The 15472-nt window shown below is 28.5% G+C and carries 14 protein-coding genes; all 14 read right to left on the bottom strand.

The genetic code is table 11. From position 1 onward, the window contains the following. Positions 1-165 precede the first annotated feature (165 nt). The 14 genes from ABDZ71_RS01055 to leuC all read right to left on the bottom strand — a co-directional run bounded on the left by ABDZ71_RS01055 (position 166) and on the right by leuC (position 15464). Complete coding sequence (locus ABDZ71_RS01055; protein ID WP_343757956.1) at positions 166-1980, bottom strand: aldehyde ferredoxin oxidoreductase family protein; 1815 nt, start codon at positions 1978-1980, stop codon at positions 166-168. Between the two features lie 279 nt (positions 1981-2259). After that, positions 2260-4155, bottom strand: a complete 1896-nt coding sequence (locus ABDZ71_RS01050; RefSeq protein ID WP_343757955.1) for a sigma-54-dependent Fis family transcriptional regulator — start codon at positions 4153-4155, stop codon at positions 2260-2262. A gap of 58 nt (positions 4156-4213) precedes the next feature. Beyond that, entirely contained in the window at positions 4214-4654 is a 441-nt protein-coding gene (locus tag ABDZ71_RS01045) for an MOSC domain-containing protein (protein WP_343757953.1), read from the bottom strand. A 1-nt stretch (position 4655) separates the two neighbouring features. Further along, a complete protein-coding gene (moaC, locus tag ABDZ71_RS01040; RefSeq protein ID WP_343757951.1) occupies positions 4656-5135 on the bottom strand; it encodes a cyclic pyranopterin monophosphate synthase MoaC in 480 nt (159 codons plus the stop codon). A gap of 3 nt (positions 5136-5138) precedes the next feature. After that, complete coding sequence (gene moaA / locus ABDZ71_RS01035) at positions 5139-6098, bottom strand: GTP 3',8-cyclase MoaA (protein WP_343757948.1); 960 nt, start codon at positions 6096-6098, stop codon at positions 5139-5141. A gap of 55 nt (positions 6099-6153) precedes the next feature. Next, complete coding sequence (locus ABDZ71_RS01030; RefSeq protein ID WP_343757946.1) at positions 6154-8058, bottom strand: molybdopterin biosynthesis protein; 1905 nt, start codon at positions 8056-8058, stop codon at positions 6154-6156. 11 nt (positions 8059-8069) lie between these two features. After that, positions 8070-9296 (bottom strand): molybdopterin molybdotransferase MoeA, encoded by a 1227-nt coding sequence (locus ABDZ71_RS01025; protein WP_343757944.1) that lies wholly within the window; start codon positions 9294-9296, stop codon positions 8070-8072. 68 nt (positions 9297-9364) lie between these two features. Further along, the gene (mog, locus tag ABDZ71_RS01020; RefSeq protein ID WP_343757942.1) at positions 9365-9853 is read right to left on the bottom strand and encodes a molybdopterin adenylyltransferase; all 489 of its coding nucleotides are present in this window, start codon (positions 9851-9853) and stop codon (positions 9365-9367) included. A gap of 84 nt (positions 9854-9937) precedes the next feature. Continuing rightward, positions 9938-10630 carry an ATP-binding cassette domain-containing protein gene (locus ABDZ71_RS01015; protein WP_343757940.1) on the bottom strand — a complete coding sequence of 231 codons (693 nt, stop codon included), beginning with the start codon at positions 10628-10630 and terminating at the stop codon, positions 9938-9940. Continuing rightward, the gene (locus ABDZ71_RS01010) at positions 10627-11298 is read right to left on the bottom strand and encodes an ABC transporter permease (protein ID WP_343757938.1); all 672 of its coding nucleotides are present in this window, start codon (positions 11296-11298) and stop codon (positions 10627-10629) included. The genes ABDZ71_RS01015 and ABDZ71_RS01010 overlap by 4 nt, the downstream gene beginning before the upstream one ends. 8 nt (positions 11299-11306) lie before the next feature. After that, positions 11307-12158 carry an ABC transporter substrate-binding protein gene (locus ABDZ71_RS01005; protein ID WP_343757935.1) on the bottom strand — a complete coding sequence of 284 codons (852 nt, stop codon included), beginning with the start codon at positions 12156-12158 and terminating at the stop codon, positions 11307-11309. 373 nt (positions 12159-12531) lie between these two features. After that, the gene (gene leuB, locus ABDZ71_RS01000) at positions 12532-13596 is read right to left on the bottom strand and encodes a 3-isopropylmalate dehydrogenase (RefSeq protein WP_425544676.1); all 1065 of its coding nucleotides are present in this window, start codon (positions 13594-13596) and stop codon (positions 12532-12534) included. A 114-nt stretch (positions 13597-13710) separates the two neighbouring features. After that, positions 13711-14199, bottom strand: a complete 489-nt coding sequence (gene leuD, locus ABDZ71_RS00995) for a 3-isopropylmalate dehydratase small subunit (RefSeq protein WP_343757931.1) — start codon at positions 14197-14199, stop codon at positions 13711-13713. Beyond that, a complete protein-coding gene (gene leuC, locus ABDZ71_RS00990) occupies positions 14199-15464 on the bottom strand; it encodes a 3-isopropylmalate dehydratase large subunit (RefSeq protein ID WP_343757929.1) in 1266 nt (421 codons plus the stop codon). Before leuC ends, leuD begins: the two co-directional genes overlap by 1 nt. Positions 15465-15472: the final 8 nt, after the last annotated feature.

The raw sequence follows: 15472 nt of genomic DNA, 5'->3' as shown, positions 1-15472 counted from the left end.
AAAAACTTATTTGGTTTTTAAATACTAATAGAAAGACCTTCTTTTTTATTTTGAAAGTCTTTCTATTTCTTTATCATTAAAAATATGCTTTTTAATAAATTTGCTAATTTAAAATAAATATATTATATATACTTTCATTTATAATATATTTATTTTTATTTTAGCTTATATATATTCTTCAAGTCCTAATTTCTTTAATGTTTCTTCTGTTGGTACACCATTTTCATCCCAACCTCTTGTTGAATAGTATTCTGGAAGTAACTCATCTAGTTTATGAACATATCCTTTAGAAGGTCCATCTGGAATAGGTTCTTTAAGTAATCTCTTTGGAAGAGTATCATGAGAACTATCTATACCTGCCTTTAGGTTAAATATTTTTTCTAATGTCCAAATTCTATCTCCTGCTTCCATTATAGATTTTGCATCATGTAACTTTCCTCCTACAACTGCATTATACATATCTACATAATCTTCTACACCAAGCCCAAAAGTTGTAAATACACATAGTCCTAAAGAATCTATTACTGCTGTTAAATCGTGGAATATTCTAGCATAAGCTGCTTTTCCTTCTAAAGAGAATCTATCAAGTTTTTCAGGGTAACCTAATATTTCTGGACTTATCATATATCCTTTTATATGACATCCACCTCTATTATTAACTGCATAAGTTATACCATGACCTTGAATTCCTCTTGGGTCATATGCTGGAAGTTCTTGTTTTTTTACTGACATAGAAAGTTCTGGAACACCATAAGATTCACATAATCTATAGGATCCATCTGCCATCTTGTCTCCAAAACCTTCTCTTAATCCCATCTTTTTTGTCCATCCAACAACCGCTTCAGCATCTCCCCACTTTAAGGATAAGCCATCTTCTTTTATGTCCTCATCTTTTATATATCCTTTTTCATACAATTCCATAGCAGCTGCAATAGTAGCTCCAGCAGAAATTGTATCTAATCCATATTCATTACAAAGCATATTAGCTACATTAATAGCATTTAAATCGTATACATCACAATCTGATCCAAAAGACCATAAAGTTTCATATTCTGGTCCACCACATTCTGTACCATCGTCTAATTTTACCCATCTTCCACAAGCTATTGGACATCTATAACATGGATTTTTTCTTACAAGACAATCCTCTGTAAGTGTTTCTCCACTTATTTTATCCGCTTCATCTGTATAAGATTTTTGGAAATTTCTAACAGGATGAACCCCATTTTCGTTAATAATATTTACTAAAACGGCTGAACCATATTTAGGTAATCCACCACCGGCAACAGGATCTGCCATTAATTTTTTAACTTTTTCCAAAGATACTTTTTTTGCTTTTTCTTCATCAGTTACATTAACTTTTCCAGTACCTTTAACAACTATTGCTTTTAAATTTTTGGACCCCATTACAGCTCCAACACCACCTCTACCTGCCGCTCTATCTATATCATTCATAATAGCTGCCATAAGGGATAATTTCTCCCCTGCAGGACCTATACATAAAACTTTTGATTTTTTATCTGTTTCACTTAAAAGAGCTTCAGTGGTATCTAGAGAAGTTTTTCCCCATAAATGATTTGCTTCTTTTATTTCTATTTTTTCATCTTCTATATTTACATAAACAGGTATTTCTGATTTTCCTTCAACTATTATCATATCGTATCCAGCATTTTTAAGTTCTGTTCCCCATCTTCCACCTGAATTTGATATTCCAATAGTACCAGTTAAAGGAGCCTTAGTTACTACCATATATCTACCACTTGTTGGCATAGGCGCTCCAGTAATAGGTCCTGTAACTATTACAAGTTTATTTTCCGTAGATAAAGGATCTATTTTAGGATCTATTTCCTCTAATAAAGTCTTAACTCCAAGTCCTCTAGATCCTATATATTTCTTAGCTTTTTCTTCATCTAAAGGTTCAAAAGTACATTTCTTATTTGTTAAATTAATTCTTAAAATTTTTCCATTATAACCGTACATAAATAAATCCTCCTTAAAAATTTAATATATAATTATATATAGCAAATTACATGCCAAAATATTGAATTTTTAAAAGTGATTATATTTTTTTCTATAAAATTAATAACCTATAGCTATTAAACAGTACTATATCTAAAAAAACAGCACTATATTAAAATATAAAGATAAATTAAATTTTTTATCAGTTAGTTAAATATATAAATTTAGAAAGTCATTTATATTCTTTTGTTCTATAATAGAACATTTCATTGTTCCATTTTGACACTTTGTTCTATATAGTTACAATGAATATTTCTTTATTTTTCTATATAGGGTATTTCTTCCTATTCCAAGAACCTTAGCAGCCGAAGATATATTCCCATCAAATTTATTTAATACTTTTTCAATATGATTTTTCTCTACAATCTCAAGATTAAGTATTTCTATATCTTCTTCAACATTATCTTCTAATTTTTTATTATTACAATACTTAATATCATCAAGTATTTCAAGACTTTCTGCATTTATAATTAATTCTACTATGTTCTCTAATTCTCTTATATTACCAGGCCAATAATAATTTATAAGTTTTTCCATATATATAGGAGATATTTCTACTTTTCTTTTATTTAAATGTTTAGATGTTTTGTTCATAAAATAATCTATAAGAAGTGGTATATCTTCTCTTCTTTCTTTTAATGGAGGTAAATATACAGGTAAAACATTTATTCTATAAAATAAATCTTTTCTAAAATTCCCTTTTTCAACTTCTTCCTTTAAATTTTTATTAGTAGCTGCAATTATTCTACAGTTAACAGGAATTTGATTAGAACTTCCTATTCTATTTATAACCCCTTCTTCTATAACTCTTAATAGCTTTATTTGCATATCTAAAGGCATTTCACCTATTTCATCAAGAAATATAGTTCCACTATTTGAAGCTTCAAATTTTCCTCTATATCCACCTCTTTTAGCTCCAGTAAAAGAGCCTTCCTCATATCCAAAAAGTTCTGATTCAATTAAATTTTTCGGTATAGCACCACAATTAACAGCTATAAATGGTTTCCCTTTTCTATTACTATAATTGTGTATTGATTGTGCAAAAACTTCTTTTCCTGTTCCACTTTCACCAGTAATAAGTATTGTTGACTTACTATCTGCAATCTTTTTAGAGTAATCTATTATATGAGAAAGTTTTTTACTTTTACCTATAATTTTGTCAAAGGTATATATAGCCTGGGATTTAAGTATTTTCCCTGTAAGCTTTCTAGTTTTTTGTTTTATATCTGAAATTATACAAGTTATTTCAAAAACTCTCATAGAAGAATCATATATAGGGTATGCACTTAAATTTAATTGCAATTTATTTTTTCTAGAACATACATATACATCCTCATCAAGTAAACTTCCTTTATCATAAATCTCATCTAATATCATAGACCAATTAGGTATTAAATCCCATATTTTCATTTCTTTCATATATTTCTCATTAAAACCAAAAAGTTCTGTAGCTTTTTTATTTACTATCTTTATAGAACCAGATAAATCTAATCTTAGTATAGCTTTCTGTATAGAATTAAACACATTTTCAATACCCCTTTGAGATGCTCTAAGAGCTCCAGTATAATCATTTAATTCTATCATTTTCTCTATAGAAGTAACTGCTGCAACTACCATTCCTAATGTATGTGAATGAACATTTTCGCTATATCCTGTTAAATCAAGTGTACCAATTATTTCTCCATTTACATTTTTTATAGGAGCTGCAGAGCAAGTCCATTTATGATATGCTTTAACATAATGGTCCTTTCCAGATATTTGAACAGGAATTTTTTCACTTAATGCCAAACTCATAGCATTAGTTCCCATATTTTTTTCATCCATATAGGCTCCAGGAAACATCTTTAAATTGAATCCTTCTTTTAATATTGATTCATCTCCTATAACATTTAATATGCAACCATCTCTATCTGTAAGAATAACAAAGAAATTAGATCCTTTAAGAAACTGATAAAGCTTATTCATAAAAGGTGTAGCTATTACAACTAATTCTGAATTATACTCCATAATTTTTTTAAATTCTTTATTTTTTATTATTTTCTTACTATAGACTAAATCTTTGCTTATTCCTAAATTGCTACACTTTTCATGGGATTTTAACACATAAAATTTTTCTTTTATGAAATTATCCTTCATTTGAATATCTTCCCCTTTTAAACAAAACAGCTTTTTAAGTCACATTCAAATTATAATATTATAAATCAGATAGAACTTCTATTTTATCACCAGGTTTAATAGATCCTTCTTTTAATATCTTTGTAAAAATACCTTCTCTTGGCATTATACAATCTCCTATAACTTTTCTTATTTCACAACCAGCATGACATTCTTTTCCTATTTGAGTTACTTCCATAAGAACTTCCCCTATTTTCATCTTAGTTCCTACAGGCAAATCATATAAAATTACTCCTTCTGTAGTTATATTTTCTGCAAATTTACCAGTACACAAACCTTCAAGTCCTAGTTTTTTCATTTTTTCTATGCTTTCTGTGCCTAAAAGGCTAACTTGTCTATGCCAATTTCCTGCATGAGCATCACCAACTAAACCGTGATCCACCTTAAAAAAACCTTCATCTATAGGATGTTTTATTTGACCTTTCTTTTCACTTATATTAATCGCTATTACTTTTGCCATTTTATAATTCCTCCCTTTTAAATATTCCTGATTTTCCACCTGTTTTTTTCATAAGTTTTACCTCAGATATAACCATTTTTTTATCTATAGCTTTACACATATCGTAAATGGTTAATGCAGCTACAGTAACTGCAGTTAAAGCTTCCATTTCAACTCCTGTTTTCCCTGTAGTTTTTACTGAAGACTCTATGTTAACTCTATTATTTTCAAAATCTAAATCAAAGTTTATATTACAACCATTTATCATTATAGGATGACACATAGGTATAATACTTGATGTGTTTTTTGCTGCCATAATACCAGCTACTTGAGATACAGACAATACATCCCCTTTAAACATAGTACCTTCTTTTATTTTATTTAATGTTTCACTTTTCATTGTTATATGTCCATAGGCAATAGCTTCTCTTTTAGTATCATCTTTACTACCTACATCTACCATTTTTGCTCTTCCTTGTTTATTTATATGGGTTAAATCCATATTTTAGCCTCCAATCTGATACATCATTTTTTTACTATTACTTTTTTTCTCTTCTACCATATGATGTTCTAAGGGTTTATTATAAATATTTTCATTTATCTTAGATAAAAGACTTTCACTATCTTTTAAATACTTTTTAAGATCTACTTCTTTTTCACTATGAAGACAAGGCTTCAATGTACCTTCAGCAGTTAATCTAACTCTATTACAATTACTACAAAATTTACAACTCATAGGACTTATAAATCCAACATTCTCTTTTGATTTACTAAATTTGTATAATTGGGCTGTACTACTTTTATTAGATTTTACAGGTATAAGATCACTATACTTTGATATTACCTCTTCTGAACTTATATAGCTATCTTTATATAATTTACTTCCTTCTCCTATAGGCATTAATTCTATAAATCTTACTGATATAGGGTATTCCTTTGTTAAATTCATAAAGTCTTTTATTTCATCATCATTTATTCCTCTCATCATTACAGTATTAATTTTTATAGGTTTTATTCCAAGAGATAAAGCCTTATCAATTCCCTTAAAAACTTTATCTATATCACCACCTCGTGTAATATTTCTAAACCTATCTTTCTTTAATGAATCAAGACTTATATTTACTCTTTTAAGTCCAGCTTTTTTTAATTCTACTGCCTTATCTTCTAATAAAATAGCATTTGTAGTCATAGCAATATCTTTAATAGAATCTATTTTTGATGTATTATAAATTAATCTATCAATATCTTTAAGTATAAGGGGCTCCCCGCCTGTAAATCTAATTTTATCTATTCCAAGAACGCTCGCTGACTTAATTACAGAAAATATTTCTTCATATCTCATAATACTATCATGCTCTTTTTTTATTACACCATCTTTCGGCATACAATAAACACATCTTAAATTACATCTATCTGTTACTGATACTCTTAAATAATTAATTTTTCTTCCATGCTTGTCTAACATTTAAATCCTCCTTTAAATATGTTCCTCCTTTGTGTTTTAAATATATCTATTGTTTTTATATATAAATAATATCTCCAGATTCACTATAATCATATCCGCCTAATTCATCTAGCTTTTCTTTAAATTTATCACTTTTTATAATATTTATAAACTCTTTTATGGATTCCATATTTAAAAATTCTTTAAAAATAGCTATATCATATTCTTCATTACAAATAGGTATAAAATCTAATCCCATCATAGTAGCTGCAGAATATATTCCAAGTCCACAATCACAATCTCCATTTGATATAGCTGCAGCAACTTGTAAATGAGTATATTCTTCTCTTTCATATCCTTGTATTTCTTTAGGACTTATATTAAGTTTTTTAAGATTATAATCGAATAAAAGTCTAGTACCTGCACCTCTTTGTCTATTTACAAATTTTAGTTTCTTATCCCTTATATCTTTAATAGATTTAATATTATTAGGATTTCCCTTAGGCACTATAATACCTTGAATTCTCTTTACACATTTTATAAGTGCCATAGGTCTATTACCAATGTATTTTTTAATATAACTAACATTATATTTCCCTGTTTCCATATCCAAAAGATGTATAGGAGCTATATGAGTTTCATTATTTTTTAGTGCCATTATCCCTCCCATACTACCTACATGGGCAGAGGATAAATAATACGCACCTCCCTTTACTTGCATTAAATCTGCTATTACATCTATTATTGGATCATGACTTCCTATACAAACTATAGTATTATTTATTTCTTCTTCATCTTTTAAAAGTTTTATTTCTACCTCTGATTGTTTTTCTATACCTTCAATATTTTGAGGAACTTCAAGTATTCCATCTGCTTTAACAAGACTCATAGTAGCCCCGGCTCCTCTACTTAAAGGAGTTGCAACTATCTTATCTCCTACTTTTCCTAATTTTATCCTAACAAATTCAAAATACTTTAAAGATGACATAACTCTTTTAGATAAAATAGCTTTAATTGACTTATGTTTATAAGGTTTTTCTCCTATAAAATTTTCAATAATTGGTCTTACGAAATTTTCCATTATAACATAAGCTGATACTGGATAGCCTGGTATTCCTATAACAGGTTTATTATATACCTCTCCTAAAATAACAGGTTTACCTGGCTTTATAGCTACTCCATGTATGTAAACTTTTCCTAGCTCTTCTATAACTTTAGCTGTATAATCTTCTCTACCAGCAGAGGAACCAGCATTTATAAGAACTATATCACATTCTTCTGCTGCTTTTTTTACAGAATCTTTTATTTTTTCATAATCATCCTTAACTATTTCATATCTTTTACCTATACCACCATATTCATAAACTTGAGCTTTAAAAGTTCTTGAATTAAAATCTATTATATCTCCTATTTTTAAATTGCTGCCTGGTTCTACAAGTTCTGTACCTGTAGGAATTATCCCAACAACTGGCTTTTTATAAACCTCTACTTCATTTACTGCTCCAGCAATCATTGCTGAAATATCTACCGGTCTAATTTTATGATTTGATGGAACTATAAGAGATTTTTCTACTATATCTTCTCCTAAAGGTCTTATATTTTGATAAGGAGCTACACTTTTATATATTTTTACACTTTTATCATCTACTTCAATCAAATCCTCTACCATTATAACAGCATCATATTCTTTAGGTATAGGATCACCAGTATCTACTACTATATAATCTTCATTTTCCACTAAAATTATATGATTCTTTTCATTCGCTCCTAAAGTTTTTTCACTATCAACTGCAATACCATCCATAGCAGAAGAATTATAAAAAGGAGAAGATATTTTAGAATATATAGGCATTGAAGTTATTTTACCTGCACTATTTTCTGTATCTATAATCTCTTTTTCCTTGTCCATTTTTAATTTACTAAAATAAAGATTTAATGCATCTTCAATTTCATAATTTGAAAGATATACCTTTTGCCCCATATTAAACCCTCCTAAAATCTATACACAAAAACTTTTTCACCTTTTTTTATTCCCTCAAGATTTTTGTTTATTTTTATAAAACCATAAGCCTTAGAAAAACCACTTATAAGACCTGATTTAGAAAATATAGGTGATGCAATTACATTACTTTCATCTAAATTTAAAGTTACAGGAAGATATTCTTCTCTGCCCTTAGCACTATGATAGTTTGTATCAAATGTAGAAATTATAGGGAAACTATTCTCTTTATAACCTGTAATCTTATCTATATAGTATTTAACCATAACTTTATATACAATAGCTGAAGATAGTGGATGACCTGGAAGTCCAAAAATTATTTTATCTTTAACTTTTCCTACAATAGTTGGCTTCCCTGGTTTTATTGCTACACCATGAACAAATACTCCAGGACTACCTAAACTATTTATAACATCTATTGTAACATCTTTTTTCCCTACAGAGCTACCTCCAGATATAAGAATAATATCTGCTTCTTCTGAAGCTTTTTTAACAGTTTTATTTAAATCATCAAAACTATCTCTTACTATCCCATAATTTATAGGAATAGCTCCATCTTCAATAATAGCTGCTTCTAAAAGATATGAATTTATATCTCTCACTTCTCCTAATTTTGGCTTTTCACTAGGCTTTACTACCTCATCTCCTGTAGATATTATAGCTATTTTAGGTTTTTTAAATACAGGAACCTTAGTTATACCAAGACTAGACAACACGCCTATTTCATAAGGTCTTAGTTTTTTACCTTTTTTTATTATAGTTTCTCCTTTAGATATATCTTCACCTATTTGAACTACCTTTTCACCATAAGCTGTAGATTTATTTATAAGTACTGTATCTTCATGAATTTTTTCTGTATATTCAATCATAACCACAGAATCAGCTCCTTCTGGAATCATTCCTCCTGTTGGAACATAAACACAATCCCCTGGAAAATCTATAGCAAACATTGGAACCGCTCCCATAAAAACTTCCCCTTTATAGTTCATCATAGAGGGCATACTTTCACTGGCTCCTGCTACATCTTTAGAATTTACAGCATATCCATCTACAGTAGATCTTCTAAAATTTGGTACATTTATATCTGAAGTTATATCTTCAAATATAACTCTATTTGTACTATTTAAAAGTCCAACCTCTTCTTTTAAAGGTTTAAAATCAAAATTTTTTTCTATAAGTTTTTTAGTTTCTTCAATAGATACAACTTTAAATAAATCCATTTTATTCCTCCTTAACTAGTTCCATTTAAATCAGCTTTTTTCTAAAACACTGTATTTATTTAACCCTACTATCTTGCACATTCTGATGCTTGACCTAACAAAATTTCTATTCCATGAGGTATCGCTTCAATTACCGCTTGTAAATTTTCTGTTGCTGCTTTAGGACTTCCTGGAAGGTTTATTATAAGAGAATTTTTTCTAATACCAGAAATTCCTCTAGAAAGTATTGCTTTTGGAGTTATAGAAAGAGAACTAGCCCTCATAGCCTCTCCAAAACCTGGTACATATTTTTCAATAACCATTTTTGTAGCCTCTGGAGTTACATCTCTTTTAGAAAATCCTGTTCCACCATTAGTAATTATAAGATTTGCTTTTTCTTTATCACATAAATTTATAAGTTCCTTACTTATAATATCAATTTCATCTGGTATTATTTTATAATACTCTATTTTATAGTCTCTATTTTCTAAAAGGTTTTTTAATTTCTTTCCTGTTTCGTCTTTTCTTTCTCCTTTAGATCCTTTATCGCTTACTGTAAGAATAGCTGTTTTTATCATAATTTTCCCCCTTACCTATAAATACTTTTTAAAGTCCTGGGTTTAAAATAAATATTATTTTAAATCTAATTTATTACTTTTTCATTATTTATTTAGCATCATCTTAACTCTACTATCTTTAGGATTATTAAATACAATATCTTTTTCACCTTGCTCTATAATCTTTCCTTTATCCATGAATATTATATAATCTGCGATTCTTTGTGCTTGATAAAAATCATGAGTAACCATAATAACAGTTTTTTCATCATCTAAAACATTCTTGATTAAATTCTCCGAAACCAAAGTACTTTCTATATCCATACTAGCAGTAGGTTCATCTAATATTAAAATTTTACTTTCTAATATAATATTCCTAAGAAGTCCTACTTTTTCTGTTTCTCCTCCAGATAGTTTCTTTCCATTTTTATTTAAAATCTCATCTATATTAAAATATTTAATATATTTTTTAAATCTAGATTCTATAGCTTTTTTAGAAAATTTTCTGAATTTAAGTCCCATTACAATATTATCATATACAGAGCAACTAAATAAAAAAGGTTTTTGAGTCATCATAGAAATGCTATCTTTCACTTCAGAAAAATTTTTGCCATCATAAATAATTTGTCCCTCATATAGCTTATTAAAACCTGCTATACACTCTAAAAAAGTACTTTTACCACTTCCATTTAGACCTAGTATTGCATATATAAAGCCTTCTTTAAAAGTCATTTTTTCTACATCTAGTACTCTTCTACCATCATACTCTTTTACCACATTAGTTACTTCTATTTTCAAAAATCTTCACTCCCTTGAAAAAAATGAAGAATTCCATTAATAATAAAAGATATAGCTAATAATATTCCTCCTATTACTAAAGCTTCATTAAAATCTCCCTTACCTGTTTCTAATGCAATGTATGTAGTCATAACTCTTGTAAATCCTTTAATGTTACCACCTACTATCATAACTGCCCCTACTTCTGATATAGCTCTTCCAAAAGCTGCTGTTATAACTGCCAATAGTTGTATTTTATTTTCCTTTATAATAATAAAAAAAGTTTGAGTGTTATTAGCTCCTAATGTCATACAAGTATTTCTTATATCCTTACCATTTTTAATTATAATTGATATGCTAAGACCAAATACTATAGGAAATATAAGTAATGTTTGAGCTATTATCATAGCAGTAGGAGTAAAAAGTAATTGAAATTCACCTAAAGGTCCTTTTCTTGATAGTAAAAGATAGACTAAAAGTCCCATAAGAACTGGAGGAACACTCATTAAAGTATGATTAATTTGAATTATAATTTTTTTAAATTTAAACTCTAATAAAGCACAGGGAATGCCTATAAACATTCCCAGTGTTGAAGCAATTAAAGTTGAACTTAATGAAACATAAAGAGACATTAATACCACAGGAAGAATTTCTTTTAAATCTATAACCTTTAAAAATTCCTGTTCCATAATATCACCTATTTCTTTGCATTAGGTACAAAAAGTGCTTGTCCAAATTTATCTTTTCCATATTCAGCTATAAGTTTTTGTGCTTTATCAGAAAGCATCCAATCTATATATTCTTTTGCTTCTTTTTCTTTAATTTTGTGTTTTTCAGTATTTAACATTATAACTCCATATTGATTATATAATTTATCGTTTTTCTCTGTTAAAATCTCTAAATCTAATTTATCTTTCATAGACAAATAAGTTGCTCTATCTGTTAAAGTATAAGCTTTCTTTTCATTTGCCATCTGTAGCACAGCTCCCATACCTTTACCTGCACTTATATACCAGTCACCTTTAGGATCTATATTAACATCTTTCCAAAACTTTTTCTCTTTAGTGTGAGTTCCTGATTCATCACCTCTAGACACAAAACTAGCTTTACTATCATTAATCAATTTTAAAGCTTTCAATGGATCATTAGGCGCTTTCTCTTTTAATTTTGCTGAATCTTCTTTAGATCCAACTATAACAAAATCATTATACATAACATCATGTCTTTCAGTACCATAACCTTTTTTAATAAAATCTTCTTCTTTAGATTTAGCATGAACTAAAAGACAATCTGCATCACCATTTTGTCCAAGCTTAAGTGCTTCACCAGTTCCTTTAGCAACAACTTTAACATCTATACCTGTATCTTCTTTAAACTTAGGCAATAAATAATCTAAAAGCCCAGAGTCTTGTGTACTAGTAGTTGTAGCTAATATCATACTTCTGTTTTTACCTTTTTCCTCATCATTTTTAGTAGTATCACTGTTACCACAAGCTACTAAACTTAATGTTAAAATAGCACTAGTTAAAATAGCCAAAAATTTTTTCACATTAATTCCCCCTTATTATGTATTAATATAAATATACTGCTGTGTATTCTTTGCTACATTTAAATAACAAAAAAATACAAAACGTTATATATTTTATATTATATAATATTTTGTACCATTTTAATACATATTTTTTGTAAAGCTATTCATTTTCATAAAAAACGTTCCATTATAGAACATTCCATTCTCCAATAAGCATTTTATCTTATTAAAACAAATAATAAATAAAAGATAAAAACTACATCACTATTTTTAAAATGAAAACTTTATAATAACCCTCAAATTATCATAGAATAGAAAATATTAATAGAGCTAATTTTATAATAAAAAATTAGCTCTACATATAATTAAAATATATAATTTGTTATAATATCTATATTTCTTCTGATATTAAAGTTCCCATTTTCTCTGTTCCAACTAATTTTTTACCTTCTTTATATATATCAGAAGTTCTATAACCTTTATTTAAAACTGTTTCAACTGCCTTTTCTATATCTCTTGCCTCTTTTTCCATACCAAAGCTATACTTAAGCATCATAGCTACACTCATTATAGTACCAATAGGATTAGCTTTATCTTCTCCAGCTATATCCGGAGCTGAACCATGAATAGGTTCATATATCCCTGCATTATCTTTTCCAAGACTAGCAGAAGGTAACATTCCTAAAGATCCTGTAAGCATTGAAGCTTCATCACTTAAAATATCCCCAAACATATTTTCTGTAAGTATAACATCAAATTGATTAGGATCTTTAATAAGCTGCATCGCTGCATTATCAACATACATGTAATCAAGTTTTACATCTTTATAATCTAAAGATATTTTAGAAACTATTTTTCTCCAAAGTTTTGACGTTTCAAGAACATTTGCTTTATCTATAAGGGTTAATTTTTTATTTCTTTTTCTTGCAATTTCAAAAGCTCTTTTAGTAATTCTCTCTATTTCATAAGAAGAATATTCAATAGTATCTAAAGCTTTTTCCCCATCTTTAGTATCTATTCTTTTTTTCTCTCCAAAATAAGCTCCTGAAATTAGTTCTCTAACTATCATAATATCTAATCCATCTTTTATAACTTCTTCTTTTAAGTTTGAAGCTTCTTTAAGATCAGAAAACAAAATAGCTGGTCTCAAGTTTGAAAATACTCCTAGTGACTTTCTAAGTTCTAAAAGACCTTTTTCCGGTCTCATATTTGAAGGATTCTTATCCCATTTAGGACCGCCTACTGCTCCTAAAAGAACTGCATCACTGTTTTTACAAATCTCTAGTGTTTCCTTTGGAAAAGGTCTACCTTTTTCATCTACAGCACATCCCCCAATTAGTCCTTCATTAAATTCAAATTTTAATTTATATTTTAAAGCTACTTTATCTAAAACCTTTATAGCTTCATTAATAATTTCTCTTCCTATTCCATCCCCTGGCAATACTGCTATCTTCATTATATACACCTCTATCTTAGTTTTTCATAATTTAACTTATACCTTATTTAGTTACTTTTTATATCTAAACCTATTATTTTAAAATTTATATATTAAATAACTTAAAAGGCTATTTTATGAATTCTGATTTTTTATATAATTTATAAGTCCTTCTGATTCAATAATTTTTTGCATAAAAGGTGGAAATGGGTTTATAGCATAGTTTTTATCCTTTGTAATATTTTTTATATATCCCTTTTTAAAATCTATAATTATTTCATCATTTTTATCAATATCTTTTGAAGCCTCTTTGCATTCTATTATTGGTAACCCTATATTTATTGAATTTCTATAAAATATTCTTGAAAATGTTTCTGCAACTATGCACTTAATTCCTGAAGCTTTTATAGCTATAGGAGCATGTTCTCTTGATGATCCACATCCAAAATTCTTACCTGCTACCATTATATTTGAACTCTTAACTTTTTCTCCAAAGTCTTTATCTAAATCTTCCATACAATGAAGCGAAAGTTCTTTAGGATCACTTGTATTTAAATATCTTGCTGGAATAATAACATCTGTATCTATATTATCTTTATATTTAATAACTTTACCTTGTATCATTATCTTGCTACCTCCTCTGGTGATGTGATTTTACCAGTAACTGCAGATGCCGCTGCTACAGCTGGACTAGATAAATATACTTCGCTTTCAGGATGACCCATTCTTCCTACAAAATTTCTATTAGTTGTAGCTATAGCTCTTTCCCCTTTTGCAAGTATTCCCATATGACCACCAAGACAAGGTCCACAAGTTGGAGTACTAACTACCGCTCCTGCTTTTATAAATATTTCTAAAAGCCCTTCTTTCATAGCCTGAAGATAAATCTTTTGAGTAGCTGGAAATATTATAGTTCTAACCTTTCTGTTTACTTTATTTCCTTTTAAGACTTTAGCTGCTGCTCTTAAATCTTCTATTCTACCATTTGTACAAGACCCTATCACAACTTGATCTATAGTTATATCATGAATTTCATCAATTGTTCTTGTATTTTCAGGAAGATGAGGGAAGGCTACTGTTGGACGTATCTTTGATAAATCTATCTCTATAATTTTTTCATATTCTGCATCTTCATCTGCTTTAAAAATATTATATTCTCTATTTGAATGTTCTTTTACATATTCTATTGTCTTTTCATCAACTTCAAAAATACCATTTTTAGCACCAGCTTCAATTGCCATATTAGCCATAGTAAAACGATCATCCATAGATAAACTATAAAGCCCTTCTCCAGTGTATTCCATGGATTTATATAAAGCTCCATCTACTCCTATCATCCCTATTATATGAAGTATTACATCTTTTCCACTTACCCAAGGCTTAAGTTTACCTTTAAGAACAAATTTTATAGCTTCTGGCACTTTAAACCAAGCCTCTCCTGTTGCCATTCCAGCTCCCATATCAGTACTTCCTATTCCTGTAGAAAAAGCACCTAATGCCCCATAAGTACATGTATGAGAATCTGCTCCAATTATTACATCACCACAAACTGCTAACCCCTTTTCAGGAATCAAAGCATGTTCTATTCCCATTTCACCTATTTCAAAATAATTTTCAATATCCATTTCATCTGCAAATTCTCTACAAAGTTTACATTGTTCTGCTGATTTAATATCTTTATTTGGAGTAAAGTGATCTGGAACTATAGCAATTTTTTTCTTATCAAAAACTTCATTAATCCCTATCTTATTAAACTCTTTAATTGCAACTGGTGTAGTAATATCATTTCCTAATACTAAGTCTAATTTCACCTTAATTAATTCACCTATTTTTACTTTATCTAATCCTGCATGTTTGGCTAATATCTTTTGCGTCATAGTCATTCCCATTTTTTTGT

The sequence above is a fragment of the Clostridium oceanicum genome (genome assembly GCF_039521385.1).
In the GTDB taxonomy this organism is placed as follows: domain Bacteria; phylum Bacillota; class Clostridia; order Clostridiales; family Clostridiaceae; genus Clostridium_F; species Clostridium_F oceanicum.
Note: the sequence above shows the minus strand (reverse complement) of the source record. Positions and strands in the feature narration are given on the sequence as shown.

Coding starts and splice junctions, on each gene's coding strand:
- ABDZ71_RS01050 (WP_343757955.1), bottom strand. CDS start 4,155: ATGAAGGATAATTTCATAAAAGAAAAATTTTATGTGTTAAAATCCCAT.
- ABDZ71_RS01055 (WP_343757956.1), bottom strand. CDS start 1,980: ATGTACGGTTATAATGGAAAAATTTTAAGAATTAATTTAACAAATAAG.
- ABDZ71_RS01030 (WP_343757946.1), bottom strand. CDS start 8,058: ATGGGGCAAAAGGTATATCTTTCAAATTATGAAATTGAAGATGCATTA.
- leuD (WP_343757931.1), bottom strand. CDS start 14,199: ATGATACAAGGTAAAGTTATTAAATATAAAGATAATATAGATACAGAT.
- ABDZ71_RS01010 (WP_343757938.1), bottom strand. CDS start 11,298: ATGGAACAGGAATTTTTAAAGGTTATAGATTTAAAAGAAATTCTTCCT.
- mog (WP_343757942.1), bottom strand. CDS start 9,853: ATGATAAAAACAGCTATTCTTACAGTAAGCGATAAAGGATCTAAAGGA.
- ABDZ71_RS01025 (WP_343757944.1), bottom strand. CDS start 9,296: ATGGATTTATTTAAAGTTGTATCTATTGAAGAAACTAAAAAACTTATA.
- leuC (WP_343757929.1), bottom strand. CDS start 15,464: ATGGGAATGACTATGACGCAAAAGATATTAGCCAAACATGCAGGATTA.
- moaC (WP_343757951.1), bottom strand. CDS start 5,135: ATGGATTTAACCCATATAAATAAACAAGGAAGAGCAAAAATGGTAGAT.
- leuB (WP_425544676.1), bottom strand. CDS start 13,596: ATGAAGATAGCAGTATTGCCAGGGGATGGAATAGGAAGAGAAATTATT.
- ABDZ71_RS01045 (WP_343757953.1), bottom strand. CDS start 4,654: ATGGCAAAAGTAATAGCGATTAATATAAGTGAAAAGAAAGGTCAAATA.
- moaA (WP_343757948.1), bottom strand. CDS start 6,098: ATGTTAGACAAGCATGGAAGAAAAATTAATTATTTAAGAGTATCAGTA.